This window comes from Achromobacter sp. NCFB-sbj8-Ac1-l (assembly GCF_052695805.1).
This window is the reverse complement of sequence record NZ_CP199812.1, coordinates 3,114,729-3,133,684: the sequence shown is the minus strand read 5'-3', so window position 1 is coordinate 3,133,684 and position 18,956 is coordinate 3,114,729. Positions and strand designations below refer to the sequence as shown.

Genomic DNA, 18,956 nt, shown 5'->3' with positions numbered 1-18,956 from the left:
AAAAATATTCATGAATCTTTCCCTGCGCGACATCGAGTACTTCCTGGCCGCCGTCGAGCACGGCAACCTGGCTCGCGCCGCGGCGGCCTGCGATGTCAGCCAGCCGGCGCTGTCGAAGTCCTTGCAGCGGCTGGAAGCGGACACGGGGCTGGCGCTGCTGGACCGCAGCGGACGCGGCCTGCGCCTGACGTCGGCGGGGCTGGTGTTTCTGGAACATGCGAAAAAGCTCTGGGTGCAGTACCAGGACGCGGTCAGGCATGCGATGGAACTGCGCGTCGGGGAAGCGGGCTTGCTGCGGGTGGGAGCAACGGGGGCCACCGTGGACAGCATCGTGATGCCCGCGCTGGCACGGCTGCTGCCGCGCCGGCCGGCCCTGCGCATCCAGTTGACGCAAGGCCTGTCAGACGACCTGAACGAGCAGGTCGCCAGCGGCAAGCTGGACCTGGCGGTCACGCCGATTTATGCGGACGTACCCGCGACGCTGCATCAGGAGCCCATTCTGGACGACCGGCTGTGCGTGGTCGCCAGCCGCGAGCACCCGCTGGCCGCACGCCGCAAATTGGCGCTGCACGACTTGCAAGGGCAGCGCTGGATCCTGCCCAAACCCACCGCCATCGCCCGCCAGGCGCTGGACGCGCACTATGCCGAGGCCGGCGTGCCCTTGCCGGCAGCCGCGCTGGAGGTCGAGCATTTTTCCAAGGGCACGTTGGCGCTGCTGGCGCAGTCAAGCTTGTTGGCCATCGTGCCGCAGAGTGCGCTGGCGGATCAGCGCGGCATCGTGGTGCTGCCGGTGGCGCTGGGCAAGCCGCTGCAACGGCGTATTGCGCTGATTACCCGCCATGCGACGACGTGGTCGCCGTTGATGACGGAGTTTCGGAACGCGATCGTGGATAGCGCCGGGGCGTGAGACTGGGAGGGAGAGGTCGACACTTGGCTGGCGCACCCCGCAAGACGCGCGCAACCAAACCTGCCCCGTTCAGTCAACCAGCCTGCCGTCCCGCAAGCGCTGCAACCACGTCATGCCGTCATCTTCCATCGTGAAGATGTCTTCGCCATCGAGCATGTACGCTTTCAGCAGTTCTTCCATCGCTTTGGCCCTTTCGCCCAGTTTCAGCTGGCACTGCCCGAGACGGTAGTGGATAAAGGGGTTGTCGATCCCGCCGGGCGCGTTGAGCGCATCCAGGAAATGGTGTCGCGCCAGGCCGTATCGCTTGCGTCGATAGTGCGCATCGCCCAGGGACGTAGACAGCCAGATGAAGGCTTCCCAATCGGCTTTGGGTTCGGGCAGCAGCGTCAGCGCTTGCGTCCATTTGGCGATGGCCCCTTCAATATCTTCTTCGTCCAATCGGTCGTTGCCTTCCGACACAAGAAAGTCGATCTGATCGTCTAAATATTTGGGCTGGTTCATAGAGGTTGGGCTGTTTACAGTTCAGAGCAAGATGGATCGCGGTCAGAGTTGAGGGGGGCAGTGCAGGCGCAAGGCAGCCGCGGCCTGAGCGGCAGCGGCTGCAGCGTGTTCTGGAATGGGGGATTGGCGGATGGGCGGGCAAGAAGGCATGCGGCATTTTCTGCCCCTGCCTTGCCGCCGAGAATTGGAAGATTCTGAAAATCAGCGCCGGCCTTGTGCCTGCAAGGCCGGCGCGCTCGTTTTAGCTGCGTCGCGCCGTCAACCACTGCGACGGCTGCAACGCCTGGTTCACGATCCGGACCTCGCCGATGCTGCCAAAGAAGCCGTCCGCGCGGCTGCCGTCCCACGAGCCCGCACCCACCACCCACGGCATGTTGGCCGCCAGGGTCGCCAGGCCCGGGGCGTCGGACGCGTTGCGCAGCACCGGGGCGCCTTCGACGTACAGGATGGTTTCGTGGGTGGTGTTGTCGTTGACGACGGCAATGTGCAGCCACTTGTCGGCGATGATTTCACCGGACCAGTTGGTCTTGGCGTCGCGGGTGCCGGTGCGGTCGGGCACGACTTCCCACTGGATTTCACGCAGGCTGGACACGGCGAACAGCAGCGGCGGGGATTCGCCGTCGCCGCCGCTGTAGCCGGGCAGGTCGCCGCGCTTGCCGTCGCGGGTCATGATGTTCATCCACGCGTTCTTGCCCGAGGTCCAGTCGCGGTCGATCTTGATGAAGGCTTCGACGGTGTAGCCGTTGGGCACGGTTTCGGCATTGATGGCCGCGGCCGTATCGGTGGTGAAGTAGCTCATGCGGGCGGTGTTCTTGTCGGTGTTCAAGAAGCGCACCGAGCCCGGGGCGGCGGACAGGTAATGGTGGTCGTTGGACCAGACCAGGTCGCCCAGCTGGGCGCCGGCCACGCCGTCGATGTTCAGGGCGGCGCGGCGCACGGGGTTCAGGCCGGTGCGGTCGGCGACGACGGTGCCCACGGGCACGGGCTGGCCGTCGGTGCCGCCGAAGAAGCGCCAGTGGGCCAGCGTGCCGGGCACCTGCGGGTAGTCGTCGCTGTCGGCGGCGGGCTTTTGCAGGGTGGCGGGCGGCTCGGTGTAGTTGGCCAGGATCAGCGCGCGGGCCTGGTCGATCAGGGCGGTGTGGCTGGGCGTGCCGGCCTTGAAGTCCTTGTTGAAGCCGGCAAAGCGCTTGGCGAAATCCATCTTGATGGTGAATGCCTCGTTGGCGCCGGTCAGCACCGCCTGGTCGAAGGCGTTGAGGGTGTTCTTGGGTTTCTGCGGCACCCAGGGCGAGAACGACAGCACGCGGATTTCGTTGTTGGTCAGGTCGAATTCGTACAGGCGCATCAGGCCGTTGCCGCCCTGGTAGGCCATCTGGTAATCGACGACCATTTCGTGGACGGGATTGCCGAAGGCGTTGGTCTTGGTCAGCAGCGCCGCGCCGTGATAATGGCCGTTCAACGTCATGAAGATCTGGTCGTTGTCGCGGATGAGCTTGTCCCACAGCATCAGGCCGTAGGGCACTTCCAGGGGGCTGGTGCCGTCTTTGTCGATGTTCAGCAGCTGGTGGTTGACCAGGATGACCGGCAGCGTCGGGTTGGCGCGGATGACCTGGTTGGCCCAGTCCCGGGCGGCATTGGAGATGCGCCACGACAGGGACAGCACCATGAATTTCTGGCCCTCGGCTTCGAAGACGTGCCATTCGTGAAAGCCGCTGGGGTCGCGCCCGCCGAAGGTGGCCTGCTTCCTGGCGCGGTCAGTGCCGAAGGTCTGCAGATAGGGCTCGTTGGCCAGGGTGCGCTGGGCGTCGGTGGCGCTGGTCTGGCTGCTTTCGTCGACGTAGTCGCGGTCCAGGATCACGTCGTGGTTGCCGGCCAGGATGGAATACGGCACCTTGGCGTCTTCCAGGATTTTCATGGCCGCATCGGCCACTTTCCACTGGTCGGGCTTGCTTTGCTGATCGACCACGTCGCCCAGGTGGATCAGGAAGGGAATGCCGAGCGCCTTGGCGTTGTTGGCCACCCATTGGGTCTGCGCCTTGTAGGGCTCGCTGCCGTACTTGCGCATGAACTGCTGGTTTTCGGCGTCGGTGGCGTAGCGCGAATAGAACTGCGTGTCGGGCAGCACGGCAACGGCGAAGCTGGAGATGTTCTGGGGCTGCGGTTGCGGCTGGGGCGCCGGTGCGGGGGCACCGGGCGCGGGGGTGTCTTCGTCGTCGTTGTCGCTGCCGCAGGCCGACAGCAGCAGCGAGCCGCCGACCGGCATGAGCGTGGCGCCCAGGCCGGCCTTGAGCAGGCTGCGGCGGCGCGGGTCCGTCGCTGCCGGCAGGATGCGGCTTGTCTCGGCAATGTCATGATCGCCGTGCTGCGTGGTCAAGGAATGCTGCGAGTCTTGCTTGTCGTGCGCCATCTGTGCCGCCCAAGTGAAAAAGGGGGAAGCTTAGAAACGCGCAATGACGGAATTGTTAAGCGTGCGTGAACATTGTGTGTGGCATGGGGGCTGCGGGCCTGGGTGCGAACCCGGTCATGCCGGGATCCAGGTAGAAGGTTGTCACGCATGCACCGGCGGCAGCCGGTCGGCCCAGGGTCGGGCGCGTTCCAGTTGCCCGGCCAGTTCGATCAGCGTGGTGTCGTCGCCATACGACGCCATGAACTGGATGCCGATGGGCAGGCCGCTGGCGTCGCGGCACAGGGGCACGCTCATGGCGGGCACGCCGGCCGCGTTGGCGGGGCGGGTGAAGACGGTGCCACGCATGAATTCGTCGGCAAAGCCGCGCCAGTCCGCGCCGCGCACGTCCAGTGCGGTCACGGGCGGCGGCAAGGTGGGCAGGACCGGCGTGAGCAGCACGTCGTAGTCGGCCATCAGCCGGCCCAGGCTGCGGGCGATGCCGTTGGCGGTGTTGCGGGCGGCCAGCAGGGCGGGCGCGGACAGGCTGCGGCCGTATTCGGCCAGGCCCAGGTTGGCGGGCTCGAAGCCGCTGGCATCGGCCGGGCGGCCGGTGTCGGCGGCGATGGCGTCGACTTCCAGCGCGGTGTAGGCGGCCACGATGCGCAGGTAGGCGTCGGCCAGCGCGGCCTGGTCGAAGTCGAAGGCGGCGGGTTCGACTCGGTGGCCCAGCTGACGGCATAGCGTGGCGGCGTCGTCCAGTGCAGCGGCGACGGCGGGGTCCAGCGTCATGTCCAGGCCCGGCTGGGTGATGAGGCCAATGCGCAGCGCGCGCGGATCGCGGCCGGCGGCGTCGGCATACGCACCCGCTTTGGCCGGGGCGGCATACAGCGCGCCCGGTTCGGGCGCATCGGTCAGGTCGAGCAGCAGGGCGGAATCGCGCACCGAGCGGGTCAGGACGTGATGGCTGACCAGCCCGCCCCAGTTTTCGCTGGACACGGGGCCGCAAGGCACGCGGCCGCGCGACGGACGCAGGCCGAACAGGCCGGTGCAGGCGGCCGGGATGCGGATGGACCCGGCGCCATCGTTGCCGTAGGCCAGCGGCACCATGCGCGCGGCGACCGCGGCAGCGGCGCCGCCGGACGAGCCGCCGGGGCTGCGGCGGGCGTCCCAGGGGTTGAGCGTCGCGCCGTGCAGGGTGGGCGCGGTGTGGATGTTGGCCGAGAATTCCGGCAGGTTGGTCTTGCCGACGATGACCAGGCCGGCGGCCTTGTAGCGCCGCACCAGCTCATGATCTTGCGAGGGGCTGTAGCCCACGGCGGCGCGGCAGCCGAACGACATCGGCGTGCCGGCGTAGGTGGGGCAGTCGTCCTTGAGCAGCACGGGCACGCCGCGCAGCGGGGCGTCGGCGGGCAGCTCGCGCAATTGCGCCTCGGCCTCGTCGCGCATGGTGAGGATGACGGCGTTCAGTTGCGGGTTGACGCGGTCGATGGCGGCAAAGGCCTGCGCCACGGCTTCGGCCGGGGTCAGGCGGCCGGCGCGGATGGCGGCAGCCAGGGCGGTGGCGTCGGCCTGGAGATACTCGGAATCAGGAATGGGCATGGCTGCGGGAATGCGGGTCAGTATGAATGGAAACCGGTCAATGGCGGGGCGGCGCCAGCGTTGCGGCCGAATTCAACGCCAAATCCAAAGCCAGAATCCAGGCGAAATCAAAGTCGGAATCAAGCCCATGGCCGCGGCGCGAGCAGGCATCACGGCTGCGTCTTGCTCACGCCCCAGAACCGGTGCGTGCCGCCCGGCCAGCCCTGGTAGCCCTGCACCGAGGGCCGCAGCGCGGTGACGACGGGCAGGTTGAACAGGCCGATGATGGGGATGTCTTGCGCCATCAGTTCGTGCAACTGGTTGAAGAGGTCGCGGCGTTTGTTCGGGTCGGGTTCCATCGCGACCTGCTTGAGCAGGGCCGAGGCCTTGGGGTCGTCCCATTGGCGGGTCGGTTCGACCTTCTTGTCGCCGATCAGCGATTCATACATCAGCAACGGGTCCAGCCGGGCGGAATAGCCGAAGATGGCCAGTTCGTACTGGCCACGGCCGTACAGGTCCAGCTGCGAGGCCCAGTCGCGCACCTTCAGTTCGACGTTGATGCCGGACGCGGCCAGCATGGCCTGCACGATGGTGGCGGCCTGGACGCGTTCCTGGCGGTTGGCGACCAGCAAGGTGATGGGTTTGCCCTGGTAGCCGGCCTGCGCCATCAGGGTGCGGGCGGCGGCGGGGTCGTAGGCTGGCCAGGTCTTGCTGCGGGCGTCGTAGTACGGGCTTTGCGGCACCAGCACCGACGGGTTGGCGCTGTACAGGCCTTCGCCCGAGGCCTCGGCCAGGTCGGGCAGGCTGAGCGCATGGGCGATGGCCTGGCGCATGCGCACGTCCTGCAGCGCGGGCGCATTGCTTTGCACCTGCATGACCAGCCAGCTGGGGGTCTGCTGCACCTGCACCGTCAGGCCCTGGCCGCGCAGGGTCGCGATGGTGGCCGGTTCGATGCCGTCGACCACGTCCAGGTCGCCGGACAGCAGGCCGTTGCTGCGGGTGCTGGCGTCGGGCACCGTCATGAAACGCAGCAGGGGAATGGTGGCGGTCTTGTTGCCGGCGTAGCCATCGCGAGCGCCGGGCAGGGCGTCGTAGGCCTCAAAGCGCTTCAAGTCCAGCTGGCGACCGGTCATCATGCCGGCGAAGGCGTAGGGGCCGGTGCCGATGGGGGCCTTGAAGCTGCCGTCGGCATTGACTGAATCCGGGTGCAGTATCCATGGCGTGCACTGGATGGTGGCCAGCGTCATCAGGAAGTTGGGCGCGGGCGAGGCGAACGTGAACCGCACGGTCTGGCCATCGACGGCGTCGACCTGCTGCAAGGCGGGGCCGATCTTGCCGTTGTAGCGGTTGACGCATTGGAAGTTGGTCTTCGGATCCAGATAGCGCTTGAAGTTCCAGGCCACGTCGGCCGCCGTCAGCACGGCACCGTTGTGGAAATGCACCTTGGGGCGCAGGGTGAATTCATAGACCTTGCCATCGTCCTTGACCTGCCAGCTTTCGGCCAGCACGGGCTTGATCTTCAGGTCTTCGCCATAGGCCACCAGGCCTTCGACCACGTGGGCCAGCACCATGTCGGCGTTGGCGTCGCGGTTCACGCCGGGGTTGATGCTGGCGATGTCGGCGTGCAGCGCCACGCGCAGCGTACCGACGTCGCCGGTGGCGTGGGCCGGGCCGGCCAGCAGGCCGCACAGCAGCAGGGCCAGGGCGGGTTTGCGTGTCATGGGGTTCCCCTTGTGTTTTTGGGTCTTGGCGGCGGGTCTTAGCGGCGGGACTTCAGAAAGTCCTCGAAGAACGCCTGGACCGGTTCGATGACCTTGAACGGCTCATGCGCCACGCCCGGCACGGTGTCGCGCCGGACCTTGATGCCGTGGCGTTCGAAGCTTTGCGCCAGCGCCTCGATCCGCTCGATGCGGTTGTCGCCTTGCAGGTCCGCGCCGGGCATCCAGAGCTTGCTGTCGCGCGGGATGGTGATTTCCCAGGTCTGGGTGTCGTCGGTGCCGACCACGGTCTGCACGGCCACCTGGCGCATGGCGTCGATGTCGATGGCCTTGCCGAAGCGCGCGGGCACGTCGCGCACGCCCACCCACCAGTCGTAGTCGGCATGCAGCAGCGTCACCACGCCGGGCGCGCCGATGGAGACGGCTTGCAGGCGTTCGGGGTGCAGCATGAAAAAGCGCTGGCAGAACTGGCCGCCGCCCGAATAGCCGTACAGCAGGAAGCGGCTGCCGTTCACGCGGTACTTGGCGATGACTTCGTCCACCATGGCCAGCAGCACGTGGTCGTAGCGGATGTCGTGGAACTGGATGCGCTTGTAGTTGGCCAGGTCGCCGGGTTCGATGATGCCCACCGGGAACAGCGGCGCCAGGACGATGCAGTCGTGGCGCTGGGCGAAATCGGCGAACAGGTCGCGGTATTGCGTGGCGGTGCGGCCGGTGCCGTGCACGATGACGGCCAGGTCGTAGGCCTTGGCGGCGGTCTCGTCGTAGTCGGGCGGCACGTACAGGCAGTAGCTGAAGCGCTGGTCGTATTGGCAGGCAAAGAACGGCGTGGCGCCGAAGTCGTAGAAGCTGAGCTTGATGCCGTGGCCCTGGCGGCGGGCGGGTAGCGTGGTCATGGATGGGCCTCCTGGGGCCGGTCGGTGCTGAAAGCGGGGGCCGCCGGCGGTTGCCCGGCGGGATGGCCCGGGCCGTCATCGCGAGGCTGGCCACCGCCGCGATCGTGACGCCACTTCAGGCGCACACCGCCCGTGGCGGTGGGTTCGAGCAGCGGAATGGCGCCGAGCAGCTGGCGGGTGTAGGGTTCGCGCGGGCTGTCGAAGATGGCGTCGCGGGTGCCTTGTTCGACGATGCGGCCGGTCTGCATGACGATGACCCGGTCGGCAATCTGTTCCACCACGCCCAGGTCGTGGCTGATGAACAGGCACGAAAAGCCGTAGCGCTGCTGCAGGTCGGCCAGCAGGTCCAGTACCTGGGCGCGCACGGTCACGTCCAGCGCGGATACCGCTTCGTCGGCGATCAGCAGCGCCGGGCGGCGCACCAGGGCGCGGGCGATTGCCACGCGCTGGCGCTGGCCCCCGGACAGCTCGTGCGGGTAGCGTTCGCCGAAGTCGCCGCCCAGGCCGACGTCCTGCAGGGTCTCGGCCACGCGGTCGGCCTTGTCCGTGGCATTCAGGCCCGGCGTCAGCCGCAGCGCCTCGGCCACCAGGGCCGACACCGTCATGCGCGGGTCGAGCGACGAATACGGGTCCTGGAACACCATCTGGCAGTGGTAGCGGTAGTCGTCAAAGCCCGCGCCGCGCGCGGCCAGCGGCTGGCCCTTGTAGCGCAGCGTGCCGCCGGTGGGCGCCACCAGGCCGGTCAGTACCGAGCCCAGCGTGGTCTTGCCCGAGCCGGATTCGCCCACCACGGCCACGACCTCGCCCGGGTGGATGTCCAGGCTGATGCCGTGCAGCACGCGCACGCCGGCCTGGCGGCTGAACCAGGTGCTGCGGGCGCCGTAGTCCACGGTCAGGTCGCGCGCGGACAGCAGCGGCGCCGCGGTAGCGAGCGGGCGCGGGGCGCGGCGCTGGGGCAGGGTGGCCAGCAGTTGGCGGGTGTAGTCGTGGGCCGGCGCGGCCAAGAGCTGCGCGGTGGCGCCGGTTTCGACGATGTCGCCGCGGCGCATCACTACCATGCGGCTGGCGTAGCGCGCCACCATCGGCAGGTCATGGCTGATCAGCAGCACGGCGGTGCCGTTTTCCTGGGTCAGCTCGACCAGCATTTCCATCACTTCGCACTGGATCACGGCGTCCAGCGCAGTGGTGGGTTCGTCGGCGATGAGCAGCGCGGGACGCAGCAGCATGGCCGACGCGATCATGATGCGTTGGCGCATGCCGCCCGAGAATTCATGCGGATAGGCCCGCAGCACGCGGTCGATGTCGCGCAGGCCGACGCGGCGCAGCATGGCTTCGATGCGGGCGCGGTGGCTGGCGCGTTCGCGCGGGGCGTGCTGCAGCAGGCCTTCGACCAGTTGCTCGCCCACGGTCAGCGACGGCGTGAGCGAGGTCATGGGTTCCTGGAAGACCATGGCCACCTTGGGGCCGCGCAGGGCGCGCAACTGCGCCGGGCGCAGGCCATAGACAGACGTGCCGTCCAGCTTGATGTCGCCGCCGGTGCGCACGATGGCGTCGGGCGTCAGGCGCATGATGGCGCGGCCCAGCAGGGTCTTGCCCGAGCCGGATTCGCCCACCACGCCGACGATCTCGCCGCGCGCCACGTGCAGGCTGGCGTCGGCCACTACGTTGTGATGGGGGCCGGCGGCCAGCGTCAGGCGGTCGATGTCGAGCAGCACGGGGGATGTCATGCGCGCCTCCGCATGCGGGGATCGAGCCGGTCGCGCAGCGCGTCGCCCAAGAGGTTGATGCCCAGCAGCGACAGCGAGATCGCCAGGCCGGGAAAGATCGCCAGCCAGGCGGCCTGGCCGATGTAGCTGCGGCTGCCGGCCAGCATGTTGCCCCAGGTGGGCGCAGGCGGCGCCACGCCCAGGCCCAGGAAGCTGAGCGAGCTTTCGGCCAGGATGATCCAGCCGCACATGGACGTGGCCATGACGATGACCGGCGCCAGGCAGTTGGGCAGCAGGTGCCGCATCAGGGTGTAGAACTCGGAATTGCCCATGATGCGCGACGCCCGCACGAATTCGCGTTCGCGCAGGCTGAGCACGGTGCCGCGCACCACCCGCACCACCGACGACATGTAGGCCAGGGCCAGCGCCAGGATGATGCCGGTTTCGCTGGCGCCGAACACGGCCAGCAGGCCCAGCGCCAGCAACAGGCCGGGAAAGGCCAGCAGGGTGTCGTTGATGGCCATCAGCACGCGGTCGGTCCAGCCGCGCAGAAAGCCGCTGGTGGCGCCGATGAGCACACCGGCCCCAGTGGCCAGCAGCACCGTCATGACGCTGACGCGCAGGCTGGCGGTGGCGCCCTGCATCAGGCGGCTGAAGACATCGCGGCCCAGCTCGTCGGTGCCCATCAGGTGCGCCAGGCTGGGCGCGGCCAGGCGGGCCTTGAAATTGAGCTTGAGCGGGTCGTAGGGCGTCCAGAACAGCGCCACCAGGGCGGTGACGACCACCACCGCCACCAGGGTGCCGCCCACCACGGCGGTCAGGGAACGACGTTTCATTGCGCGGCCACCCTCGGGTCGAACAGCGGGTAGAGCAGGTCCACCGCCAGATTGACCAGCACGTACACGCTGGCGATGAACAGCAGACAGCCCTGGATCACCGGGTAGTCGCGGGCGAAGATGGCGTCGACCAGCAGGCGGCCCAGGCCGGGAATGGTGAACACCGTTTCGATCACGGCCACGCCGGCCAGCAGGTTGCCCAGGATCAGGCCCAGCAGCGTCCAGGTGGGGCCGAACGAACTCTTGAAGGCGTGGCGGCGCAGCACCTTGAATTCGGACAGGCCCTTGGCGCGGGCGTGGGTGATGTAGTCCAGGTTGAGCACTTCCAGCGTGGACGCGCGCGTCATGCGCAGGATCACGCCGATTTCGTGCAGCAGCAGCGTGGCCACCGGCAGCACCAGGTACATCAAGGCGCGTCCCGGGTTTTCGGCGAAGGTGACGAAGCCCACCATCGGAAACCAGCCCAGCTTGAGCGAGAACAGCAGCAAGAGCAGCAGGCCCATCCAGAAGGCGGGCAGCGACAGCAGCAGGGTGGCGCCGCCCACCAGCGCCAGGTCGGCCAGGCGGCCCTGGCGCCACGCTGCCAGCATGCCGGCCGGCACCGCCAGCAACGTGGCCAGCAGCACGGCGGGCAGCACCACCTGCGCACTGACGACGAAGCGTTCCAGGATCAGCGACAGCACCGGCTCGCGGTTGGCGATGGATCGTCCCAGGTCGCCTTGCAGCACGTGGCCGCCCCACAGCAGGAACTGGGTCGGCCAGCTGGCGTTCAGCCCCAATTGTTCGCGCAGCGCGGCCAGGCTGGCGGCATCGGCCGAATCGCCCAGCATCAAAGCGGCCGGGTCGCCCGGAATCAGCCGCACCAGGATGAACACCGCCAGCGCAACCATCAGCAGCGTGGGCAACGCCATGCCGATGCGCGACACGATGAAGCGCAGCATGGCGCTCAGGCTCCGGCCAGTTCGGATTCGCGGGTATCGACGGCTTCCCGCGGTTCGTCGCCGTCCAGCCGGTAGGTCGTGAAGCGGCGGTTGCTGGCCGGCATGGGCGCGATTTCCATCAGGCCCAGCGCCGGCTCCATCACGATCATGGCGACCGTGGCGGTGAGGTTGCCGCCGTCGCCGTGGCGTTCGGGCCGGCAGACGGAGTAGGGCGCCAGGAAGTCGTCGAACAGCGCGGCCTTGACGCCTTCGCGGTCGAGCAGACGGCCCTGGGCCTGCAGCAGCCGGCGCACGCGCCAGTCGCGGTAGAAGCTTTCGGGCACATGGGGAATGCCGGTGTCGCGCAGCTTGGCCAGGGCAATGGGGCCGACCCAATGGTTGGCGTGCACGATCAGGCCGTCGTCGGGGTAGAGCGGAAAGGCCTCGTCCGGCGCGCATTCGAAGTCGATACCGAACCCGGCGGCCGACGCGATCATGATGTTGTTCGAGCAGGACTTGGGCGTGGTGGCCACGACCTTGGCGGCCAGGGCGAAGTGTTCCTGTTCCAGCACCTTGCGGCGGATCAGGCCCAGGGGCACGCCCAGGGTCTGGTAGTCGCGCTCGCATTCCAGGTAGTTGGCGGTGATGGATACGCCCGCGGCGTTCAGGCCGCTGCGGGCCAGGCCTCCGGCTTCGACAAAGGTCAGGTAGTCGGGCCCGTGTTCCTGGCGTACCCGCAGCACGACGCCGGTGGCCGCGCATTCGGCGCGCCAGTCCCAGTTCTGTGCGTGGATCAGGTTGCCCGAGGCGCTGCGCTCGGGCAACAGGATGGCGCCGGTGCAGCCGTCGTCGGCCTCGTCGTCGGGATTGGCCGTGCTGCTTTGGGCCCGCGCCAGCGCCATGACTTCGGTGCGGGCGTTGATCATGACGATGTCTTCGAAGGGCACGTCGGCACCCTGGGCGATGCCGTGCATTTCTTCGACGTAGTGTTCGTCGAAGTCGGCGATGCGGCGCGCGTAGTCGGCGATCAAGGCCGTCTTTTGCGCAGCGCCCATGCCGAATGCGTCCAGCGCCCCGCCGTACAGGGCCGCGCTTTGGCGGATGCGGGGTTGCAGTGCCTGCCCGTACTGGCGGCCGCGGCTTTCAGGGCCGCCGGTCAACGTCACGCAGGGAAAGGGAGCGATTGCCATCTGTCCTTCCTTTTGTATTTTGTTACTTCGTAATACACTAATTACCGCTATCACCCCCTGTCAACCGGTTTTATGGGGCGACATATGAAATCTAGGGAAAACGTGTATGACCGCAAGGAACACCGCAGGGCAGCCTGCGGCGCCCGGGGCAAGCACGCGCTTGCGCCAGCGGATCGGGCATGGATAATGCATCGGCACAGGAGCCCAATGCCATGCAGGAGCTGAGTCCTCTACAGATCGAAGTCGCCCGCAAGCTGACCGCCCTGATCCAGAGCGGCCGCTGGCAGGTGGGCGAGCGCTTGTCGGATCTGCGCCTGGCGCAGGAACTGAAGGTGTCGCGCTCGCCGATTCGCCAGGCGCTGAACCTGCTGACGCGCCAGGGCCTGTTGGCCTACACGGCGGGCAAGGGCTACCGGCTGGAACGCGAGCCCGCCAGCGACGAAAGCCTGGACGCGCTGGTGCCGCATTCCGAATCCGAAAGCCTGTACGGCGAATTGATGAGCGCCCGCGCCGACGGCCGGCTGGGCGCCGAGGTGTCCGAAGCGCAACTGGTCGAACAGTTCCAGGTCACGCGGGGCGCGCTGCGGCGCGCGCTGATGCGCCTGGCCACCGAAGGCCTGGCCGAACGCCTGCCGGGCCACGGCTGGCACTTCGCCGAAACGCTGGACAACGAACAGGCGGTCAACGAAAGCTATGAATTCCGGCTGATCGTCGAGTGCAGCGCGCTGACGGCGCCGGGCTATCACGCGCCGCCGGACCAGCTGGCCGCGTTGCAGCGCGAGCAGGGGGAGATATTGCAGATGCCGGTGGCGCAGTTGCAGCGCGACGCCTGGTTCAACGCCAACGCCAATTTCCACGAAACGCTGGCGTCGTGGTCGAACAACCGCTTTCTGACCGAGGCCGTGCGGCGCCAGAATTCGCTGCGCCGCATGACGGAATACGCCAATTTCGGCTATCTCGCCGAGGTGCACATCCGGCAGGCCTGTACCGACCATCTGGGGATTCTGGCGGCGCTGGCCGAGGGCGACCGGGAGTATGCGGCAGCGCTGCTGAAGCGGCACATCACGCGGGCCGCGGATATCTGAGGGATGGGCGAGCGCAGGGGCGGCTAGCGACGCGGCCGTCAACGCGAGCTTCGACCGTTTATGTCGTGGCTTGAGATTGCGATTGGCGCGGCGGCGCCCGGCGCGGCGGCGCCCGGTGCTGCGGCGCCAACGGGCAGGCCGCGCAGTACTGCGCCGTGGGCAGCAGGTGGTACAGGCAGCATTCCCGATGCAGCGTCATGACCGGGCCGTCGCCGCGCGATACCCGGGGCGGCAGGCACAAGGGGTTGTCGCGTTCCTGGCAGGCCGGGCCCCAGGCAGGTTCGTGCAGCAACTGTTGGCGGTCGTGCGCGGCGTGCGGCGCGGCGCCGTGGGTTTCCATGGCTTTCAGCACGGCTTCCAGATAACGCACCGCGCCGCCCCAGACCGTCTTGCGCGGCAGGCGGCTGGCCAGGAACAGCGCGTCGGCCAGCAGGCGCAGGTGGTCCCAGACCAGCGGGCCGTAGCGGTGCCAGACGTCGGAGGGTGGGTGGACGGGCGCATCGGCGCTGTGTGTACCGATGCTGCCAGCGGTACTGGCAGGATCCCCATCCTTGGCATCGCCCAGGTCGGCAACCAAAAAGCGCACCGGCGCGCCCGTGTCATCCAGTTCCAGCCGCATGGCGTCGGCGGCCATCGGCAAGGGCCGGCACGCACCGCTGGCGGCGGCCACCACCGGCGGCAGCAGCGCCCACAGATAACGCATGGCCCAGGCCGAGGCCACTGCGCGCGGATCGGCATCCGACCAGTGGCGGCGGTGGCGCGCCAAGGCATCGCCCAGCCTGTCCGGATCTTGCAGCAGCGCGCCCGCCGACCATTCACCGGCGCGGGTGGGCGCAAGCTGCACGGACTCGGCGTAGACACGCCATTCTTCGCGGAAATAAGGCTGCAGGAACGCGATCATGCGGGGGCCGGGGTCGAAGCGGGCAAAGCAGGCAAGCGTAAAGACAAAGCGGCGGCGGTGCAAATCGGCGGCATAGCCATATAACGTTTGGTTCGTTCGCGGCGGGGCGGGCCGGCGCTATCTTTTTCGTTTCCGCTACACAGGCCGGCACCCATGGCTGCGCAACGTCAATTGAAGCTGGGCGCGTTCATGCGCCCGGTCAGTATCCACACAGGCGCCTGGCGCTACCCCGGCGCCCATCGCGACGCCAATTTCAATTTCGAACATCTCAAGCGTTACGCCCAGACGCTGGAAAAGGCCAAGTTCGACGCCTTCTTCATGGCCGACCACCTGGCGTTGCTGAACATGCCCATCGAGGCGCTCAAGCGCAGCCATACCGCGACGTCGTTCGAGCCGTTCACGCTGCTGTCCGCATTGAGCCAGGCCACCGAGCGGCTGGGGCTGGTGGCCACGGCGTCCACCACGTTCGACGAGCCGTTCCACGTGGCCCGGCGCTTCGCGTCGCTGGACCACCTGAGCGGCGGCCGGGCGGGCTGGAACATCGTCACCACCTCCAACCCCGACGCCGCGCTGAATTTCGGCCGCACCGAGCAGCCGGACCACGCCCACCGTTACGCCCGTGCCCGCGAGTTCTACGACGTGGTGACGGGCCTGTGGGACAGCTGGGCCGACGACGCCTTCATCCGCGATGCGGACAGCGGCATCTATTTCGACCCGTCTCGGCTGCGCGCCGTGAATCACCAGGGCGAACACCTGTCGGTGCGCGGGCCGCTGCACATTGCGCGGCCGGTGCAGGGCTGGCCGGTGATCGTGCAGGCCGGCGCGTCCGAACCGGGCCGCCAGCTGGCCGCCGAAACCGCCGAGGTCGTCTTCGCCGCGGCGGGCACGTTGCAGGACGGCCAGCGCTTCTACGCGGACGTGAAAGGGCGCATGGACAAGCTGGGCCGCCACCGCGACCACTTGAAGATCCTGCCCGGCGTGCTGGTGGTGGTGGGCGACACCGACGCCGAGGCTCGCGCCATCCGCGCCAAGCTGGACAGCCTGGTGCACTACGAAAGCGCTATCGCGTCGCTGTCCATCGCCCTGGGCTGTGACGCGTCGCGCTTCGACCCCGACGCGCCGCTGCCGCCGCTGCCCGAGACCAACGCCAGTAAAAGCAGCCAGGAACGCGTGCTGCGCCTGGCCGAGCGCGAATCGCTGACGGTGCGGCAACTGGCCCAGCGCCTGGGCGGCTACGGCGGGCTGGCCATGGTGGGCACGGCCGCGCACATCGCGGACCAGATGCAGGAATGGCTGGAAACCGAAGGGTCCGACGGTTTCAACGTCATGTTCCCGTGGCTGCCGGGCGGGCTGGACGCCTTTGCCGGGCAGGTCGTGCCGGAACTGCAGCGGCGGGGGATCTTCCGGCGCGAGTATGAAGGCCGCACGCTGCGCGAGAATCTGGGGCTGCCGCGGCCGGTTAACCGGCATTTTGCGTAGGTCTTTTCGCTGCCTGGCGGGTGTCACAATCCCGGCCGCTGCCTTTCCATAATCGTCTTCACCACCAGCGTCAGCAACGCCATGCAGGCCAATAGCGCGGCGGCGGTGAAGGCGGCCACCGTCTTGTAGTCGTCGTTGAGCTGTTCGATCAGCAGCGGCAGCGTCAGCGTCTTGCCGCGGATGGCGCCGGCCACGACCGATACGGCGCCGAACTCGCCGACCGCGCGGGCGTTGGTGATGACGGCGCCGTACAGCAGGCCCCATTTGATGTTGGGCAGCGTAACGCGGCGGAAGATCTGCCAGCCGCCGGCGCCCAGCGTCAGCGCGGCCTGTTCCTCTTCGGGCCCTTGCGCCTGCATCAGCGGAATCAGGATGCGGGCGACGAAGGGCGAGGTCACGAAGATGGTCACCATGACGATGCCGGGCCACGCGAACATCAGTTGCACGCCATGGCCGTTCAGCCAGCGCCCGAACATGCCTTCCAGCCCGTAGACCACCAGGTAGCACAGCCCGGCGACCACCGGCGAGGTGGCGTAGGGAATATCCACCAGCGCGATCAGCACGCGCCGGCCGCGAAAGTCGTAGCGCGTGACGCACCAGGCCAGCAGCACGCCGAACACCAGGTTCACCGGCACGCTGATGACGGCCGCCAGCAAGGTCAGGCCGATGGCCGCGCGCATGTCGCTGCTGCCCAGGTTCTGCACCAGGGCCGTCCAGCCGCCGACGATGACCCGGGTGAAGATCAGGCTGAGCGGCAGCCCCAGCAGCAACAGGGCGGCAAGAAGGCCCGCGGCGATCAGCAGGCGGCGCGGCCAGGGGGAATCCGGGCGCATGCGTCAGACCCCCGCCACGCGCTGCCACGGCAACAGGCGGCCCTGCAACACCTGCAAGGCAAACAACAGCAGCAGCGACGCGGCCAGCACGACGGTGGCGATGGCGGCCGCGGCCGGGTAGTTGTATTCGGCCAGGCGGCTGAAGATCATCAGGGACGTCACTTCGGTCTTGTAGGGGATGTTGCCGGCGATCATCACGACCGCGCCGAACTCGCCCAGGCTGCGGATGAAGGCCTGCGAGCCGCCGGTGAACAGCGCCGGCACCAGCGCGGGCAGCAGCACGCGCCAGGCCACCTGGCGGCCGCTGGCGCCCAGGGTGCGCGCGGCCTCTTCGTATTCGCTGCCGATGTCGGCCAGCACCGGCTGCACCGAGCGCACCACGAATGGCAGGCTGGTGAAGATCATGGCGATGACCAGGCCGGGAAAGGCGTAGGAAATCTTGATGCCCAGCGGCGCGAAGAACTGGCCGACCCAGCCGCCCGGCGCCAGCAGCACCGACAGCGTCAGCCCGGCCACGGCCGTGGGCAGGGCAAAGGGCAGGTCCACGGCCGCGTCCAGCAGCGCGCGGCCGGGAAAGCGATAGCGCACCAGGATCCACGCCAGCAGCAAGCCCACCGCCAGCACCACGGCGGTGGAATAGGCGGCCGACAGCAGCGTGACGCGGTAGCTGGCCAGCACCCGCGGGTCGGTCACCGCCTGCCAGTACTGGCCCCACGTCATCTGGCTGCTGTAGAGCGGCAACGCGGACAAGGGCAGCAGGATGACCAGCGTGATGAACAGGCTGCTGACCCCGAAGCTCAGCCCGAAGCCGGGCAGGGTGGGGTGCTGGCGAAAGAACTTAGGCATGCGAACCCGAATGAAAATGCGCCGGCCGCCCCGTGGGGCAGCCGGCTGTCATGGCGAATCGCAAGGGCGGGGTGTCAGCGCCCGGCGCCCAGCAACTGGTCCAGCACGCCGTTGGCGGCGAAGTGGGTCTTGGTGATCTGGTCCCACGAACCCAGCACTTCCTGCGGGTTGATCAGGCGAATCGCCGGAAAGCGGCTGGCGCTGGCCTTGACCGCTTCGGCGTCGTGGACGCGGTAGTTGAAGTCGGTCAACAGCTTCTGGATGGCGGGCGAGTACTGGAATTGCAGGTAGGCCTCGGCCACCTTGCGGGTGCCTTTCTCGTCGGCCACCTTGTCCACCACGGCCACGGGGAATTCAGCCAGCACGCTGACCGGCGGCACCACCACTTCAAAGCCCTGGGCCTTGAATTCGTCGCCCTGGGCGATGTTGTTGACCTCGGATTCGAAGGTCAAGAGCGCGTCGCCTTGGTTGTTCTGGGCGAACGCCACGGTAGCGCCACGGCCGCCGGTGGGAAAGCTTTCGACGTTCTTGAGCAACTTGCCGACGAAGGCGCGGGTCTGGGCGTCGTCGCCCTTGAACTTCTCGTGGGCGTAGAGCCAGGCGCCCAGGTAGGAATAGCGCGCATTGCCGGACGTCTTGGGGTTGGGGAACACCAGCTTGACGTCGTCGCGCACCAGGTCGTCCCAGGTCTTGATGTGCTTGGGGTTGCCGCGGCGCACCAGGAAGGCGATGGTGCTGTAGTAGGGCGAGCTGTTGTTGGCGAACTTCTTCTGCCAGTCGGCGGCCAGCAGCTTGTTCTGCGCCAGGATGTCCACGTCGGGCACCTGGTTGAAGGTCACCACGTCGGCCTTCAGCCCCTGGATGATGGACTGCGCCTGGCGCGAGGTGCCGGCGAACGACTGTTCGATGCTGACGTCCTGCCCGGTCCTGGCCTTCCAGTCGGCCTGGAACTTGGGGTTGATGGCGGCGAACAATTCGCGCGCGATGTCGTAGGACGTATTGAGCAGGGCCTGGGGCGCTTGCTGGGCGTGGGCCGGGGCGGCGGCCAGGGCCGTCAGCGTCAGGGCCGAGGCGAGCAGTCGTTGGAACAAAGGGCTTCTCCGGAGATAGGGCGTGAAAGACAGGCGGCGCGGCCGCGTCCCGACCCTGAATGATGCGCAAGCCGGCCGTCATC

Annotated in this window: 16 protein-coding genes; 3 read left to right on the top strand and 13 right to left on the bottom strand. The window is 67.9% G+C overall.

Features of this window, described 5'->3' with window-relative positions; genetic code table 11:
* The first annotated feature begins 10 nt into the window (after positions 1–10).
* Entirely contained in the window at positions 11–907 is an 897-nt protein-coding gene (locus tag ACUDP5_RS14330) for a LysR family transcriptional regulator (RefSeq protein WP_445659070.1), read from the top strand.
* A gap of 69 nt (positions 908–976) precedes the next feature.
* On the opposite strand, the gene ACUDP5_RS14325 is transcribed toward ACUDP5_RS14330, so the two are convergent.
* From ACUDP5_RS14325 to ACUDP5_RS14285, 9 genes are all read right to left on the bottom strand, one after another.
* On the bottom strand, positions 977–1,408 hold the full coding sequence (locus ACUDP5_RS14325; RefSeq protein ID WP_263914610.1) for a tetratricopeptide repeat protein: 432 nt from the start codon (positions 1,406–1,408) through the stop codon (positions 977–979).
* 241 nt (positions 1,409–1,649) lie between these two features.
* Positions 1,650–3,815 carry a LamG-like jellyroll fold domain-containing protein gene (locus ACUDP5_RS14320; protein WP_445659069.1) on the bottom strand — a complete coding sequence of 722 codons (2,166 nt, stop codon included), beginning with the start codon at positions 3,813–3,815 and terminating at the stop codon, positions 1,650–1,652.
* 141 nt (positions 3,816–3,956) lie between these two features.
* A complete protein-coding gene (locus ACUDP5_RS14315; RefSeq protein WP_445659068.1) occupies positions 3,957–5,393 on the bottom strand; it encodes an amidase in 1,437 nt (478 codons plus the stop codon).
* A 149-nt stretch (positions 5,394–5,542) separates the two neighbouring features.
* Positions 5,543–7,093 (bottom strand): ABC transporter substrate-binding protein, encoded by a 1,551-nt coding sequence (locus tag ACUDP5_RS14310; protein WP_445659067.1) that lies wholly within the window; start codon positions 7,091–7,093, stop codon positions 5,543–5,545.
* 38 nt (positions 7,094–7,131) lie between these two features.
* Entirely contained in the window at positions 7,132–7,986 is an 855-nt protein-coding gene (locus ACUDP5_RS14305; RefSeq protein ID WP_445659066.1) for an alpha/beta hydrolase, read from the bottom strand.
* Positions 7,983–9,713 carry a dipeptide ABC transporter ATP-binding protein gene (locus ACUDP5_RS14300; protein ID WP_445659065.1) on the bottom strand — a complete coding sequence of 577 codons (1,731 nt, stop codon included), beginning with the start codon at positions 9,711–9,713 and terminating at the stop codon, positions 7,983–7,985. The genes ACUDP5_RS14305 and ACUDP5_RS14300 overlap by 4 nt, the downstream gene beginning before the upstream one ends.
* The gene (locus tag ACUDP5_RS14295; protein ID WP_263914604.1) at positions 9,710–10,528 is read right to left on the bottom strand and encodes an ABC transporter permease; all 819 of its coding nucleotides are present in this window, start codon (positions 10,526–10,528) and stop codon (positions 9,710–9,712) included. The genes ACUDP5_RS14300 and ACUDP5_RS14295 overlap by 4 nt, the downstream gene beginning before the upstream one ends.
* Entirely contained in the window at positions 10,525–11,469 is a 945-nt protein-coding gene (locus ACUDP5_RS14290) for an ABC transporter permease (RefSeq protein ID WP_263914603.1), read from the bottom strand. Before ACUDP5_RS14290 ends, ACUDP5_RS14295 begins: the two co-directional genes overlap by 4 nt.
* A 5-nt stretch (positions 11,470–11,474) precedes the next feature.
* Complete coding sequence (locus ACUDP5_RS14285; RefSeq protein ID WP_445659064.1) at positions 11,475–12,638, bottom strand: C45 family autoproteolytic acyltransferase/hydolase; 1,164 nt, start codon at positions 12,636–12,638, stop codon at positions 11,475–11,477.
* A gap of 179 nt (positions 12,639–12,817) precedes the next feature.
* Between ACUDP5_RS14285 and ACUDP5_RS14280 the strand changes: the two genes are divergently transcribed.
* Complete coding sequence (locus ACUDP5_RS14280; RefSeq protein WP_263914601.1) at positions 12,818–13,723, top strand: GntR family transcriptional regulator; 906 nt, start codon at positions 12,818–12,820, stop codon at positions 13,721–13,723.
* A gap of 58 nt (positions 13,724–13,781) precedes the next feature.
* Here ACUDP5_RS14280 and ACUDP5_RS14275 read toward each other — a convergent pair whose 3' ends face one another.
* Entirely contained in the window at positions 13,782–14,624 is an 843-nt protein-coding gene (locus ACUDP5_RS14275; RefSeq protein WP_445659063.1) for an IucA/IucC family C-terminal-domain containing protein, read from the bottom strand.
* Positions 14,625–14,777: 153 nt separating this feature from the next.
* Between ACUDP5_RS14275 and ACUDP5_RS14270 the strand changes: the two genes are divergently transcribed.
* Positions 14,778–16,103 carry an LLM class flavin-dependent oxidoreductase gene (locus tag ACUDP5_RS14270; RefSeq protein ID WP_263914599.1) on the top strand — a complete coding sequence of 442 codons (1,326 nt, stop codon included), beginning with the start codon at positions 14,778–14,780 and terminating at the stop codon, positions 16,101–16,103.
* A 23-nt stretch (positions 16,104–16,126) separates the two neighbouring features.
* On the opposite strand, the gene cysW is transcribed toward ACUDP5_RS14270, so the two are convergent.
* The 3 genes from cysW to cysP all read right to left on the bottom strand — a co-directional run bounded on the left by cysW (position 16,127) and on the right by cysP (position 18,873).
* Positions 16,127–16,936: a sulfate ABC transporter permease subunit CysW gene (gene cysW, locus ACUDP5_RS14265; RefSeq protein WP_445659062.1), complete on the bottom strand. Its 810-nt coding sequence runs from the start codon at positions 16,934–16,936 to the stop codon at positions 16,127–16,129.
* 3 nt (positions 16,937–16,939) lie between these two features.
* Positions 16,940–17,782, bottom strand: coding sequence for a sulfate ABC transporter permease subunit CysT (gene cysT / locus ACUDP5_RS14260; protein WP_445659061.1), 843 nt, complete (start codon positions 17,780–17,782; stop codon positions 16,940–16,942).
* 74 nt (positions 17,783–17,856) lie between these two features.
* Positions 17,857–18,873 carry a thiosulfate ABC transporter substrate-binding protein CysP gene (cysP, locus tag ACUDP5_RS14255; RefSeq protein WP_445659060.1) on the bottom strand — a complete coding sequence of 339 codons (1,017 nt, stop codon included), beginning with the start codon at positions 18,871–18,873 and terminating at the stop codon, positions 17,857–17,859.
* Positions 18,874–18,956: the final 83 nt, after the last annotated feature.

Excerpts from the sequence above, each read along its gene's own strand:
- ACUDP5_RS14330 (WP_445659070.1), top strand. The coding sequence starts at position 11 with ATGAATCTTTCCCTGCGCGACATCGAGTACTTCCTGGCCGCCGTCGAG.
- ACUDP5_RS14325 (WP_263914610.1), bottom strand. The coding sequence starts at position 1,408 with ATGAACCAGCCCAAATATTTAGACGATCAGATCGACTTTCTTGTGTCG.
- ACUDP5_RS14320 (WP_445659069.1), bottom strand. The coding sequence starts at position 3,815 with ATGGCGCACGACAAGCAAGACTCGCAGCATTCCTTGACCACGCAGCAC.
- ACUDP5_RS14315 (WP_445659068.1), bottom strand. The coding sequence starts at position 5,393 with ATGCCCATTCCTGATTCCGAGTATCTCCAGGCCGACGCCACCGCCCTG.
- ACUDP5_RS14310 (WP_445659067.1), bottom strand. The coding sequence starts at position 7,093 with ATGACACGCAAACCCGCCCTGGCCCTGCTGCTGTGCGGCCTGCTGGCC.
- ACUDP5_RS14305 (WP_445659066.1), bottom strand. The coding sequence starts at position 7,986 with ATGACCACGCTACCCGCCCGCCGCCAGGGCCACGGCATCAAGCTCAGC.
- ACUDP5_RS14300 (WP_445659065.1), bottom strand. The coding sequence starts at position 9,713 with ATGACATCCCCCGTGCTGCTCGACATCGACCGCCTGACGCTGGCCGCC.
- ACUDP5_RS14295 (WP_263914604.1), bottom strand. The coding sequence starts at position 10,528 with ATGAAACGTCGTTCCCTGACCGCCGTGGTGGGCGGCACCCTGGTGGCG.
- ACUDP5_RS14290 (WP_263914603.1), bottom strand. The coding sequence starts at position 11,469 with ATGCTGCGCTTCATCGTGTCGCGCATCGGCATGGCGTTGCCCACGCTG.
- ACUDP5_RS14285 (WP_445659064.1), bottom strand. The coding sequence starts at position 12,638 with ATGGCAATCGCTCCCTTTCCCTGCGTGACGTTGACCGGCGGCCCTGAA.
- ACUDP5_RS14280 (WP_263914601.1), top strand. The coding sequence starts at position 12,818 with ATGGATAATGCATCGGCACAGGAGCCCAATGCCATGCAGGAGCTGAGT.
- ACUDP5_RS14275 (WP_445659063.1), bottom strand. The coding sequence starts at position 14,624 with ATGATCGCGTTCCTGCAGCCTTATTTCCGCGAAGAATGGCGTGTCTAC.
- ACUDP5_RS14270 (WP_263914599.1), top strand. The coding sequence starts at position 14,778 with ATGGCTGCGCAACGTCAATTGAAGCTGGGCGCGTTCATGCGCCCGGTC.
- cysW (WP_445659062.1), bottom strand. The coding sequence starts at position 16,936 with ATGCGCCCGGATTCCCCCTGGCCGCGCCGCCTGCTGATCGCCGCGGGC.
- cysT (WP_445659061.1), bottom strand. The coding sequence starts at position 17,782 with ATGCCTAAGTTCTTTCGCCAGCACCCCACCCTGCCCGGCTTCGGGCTG.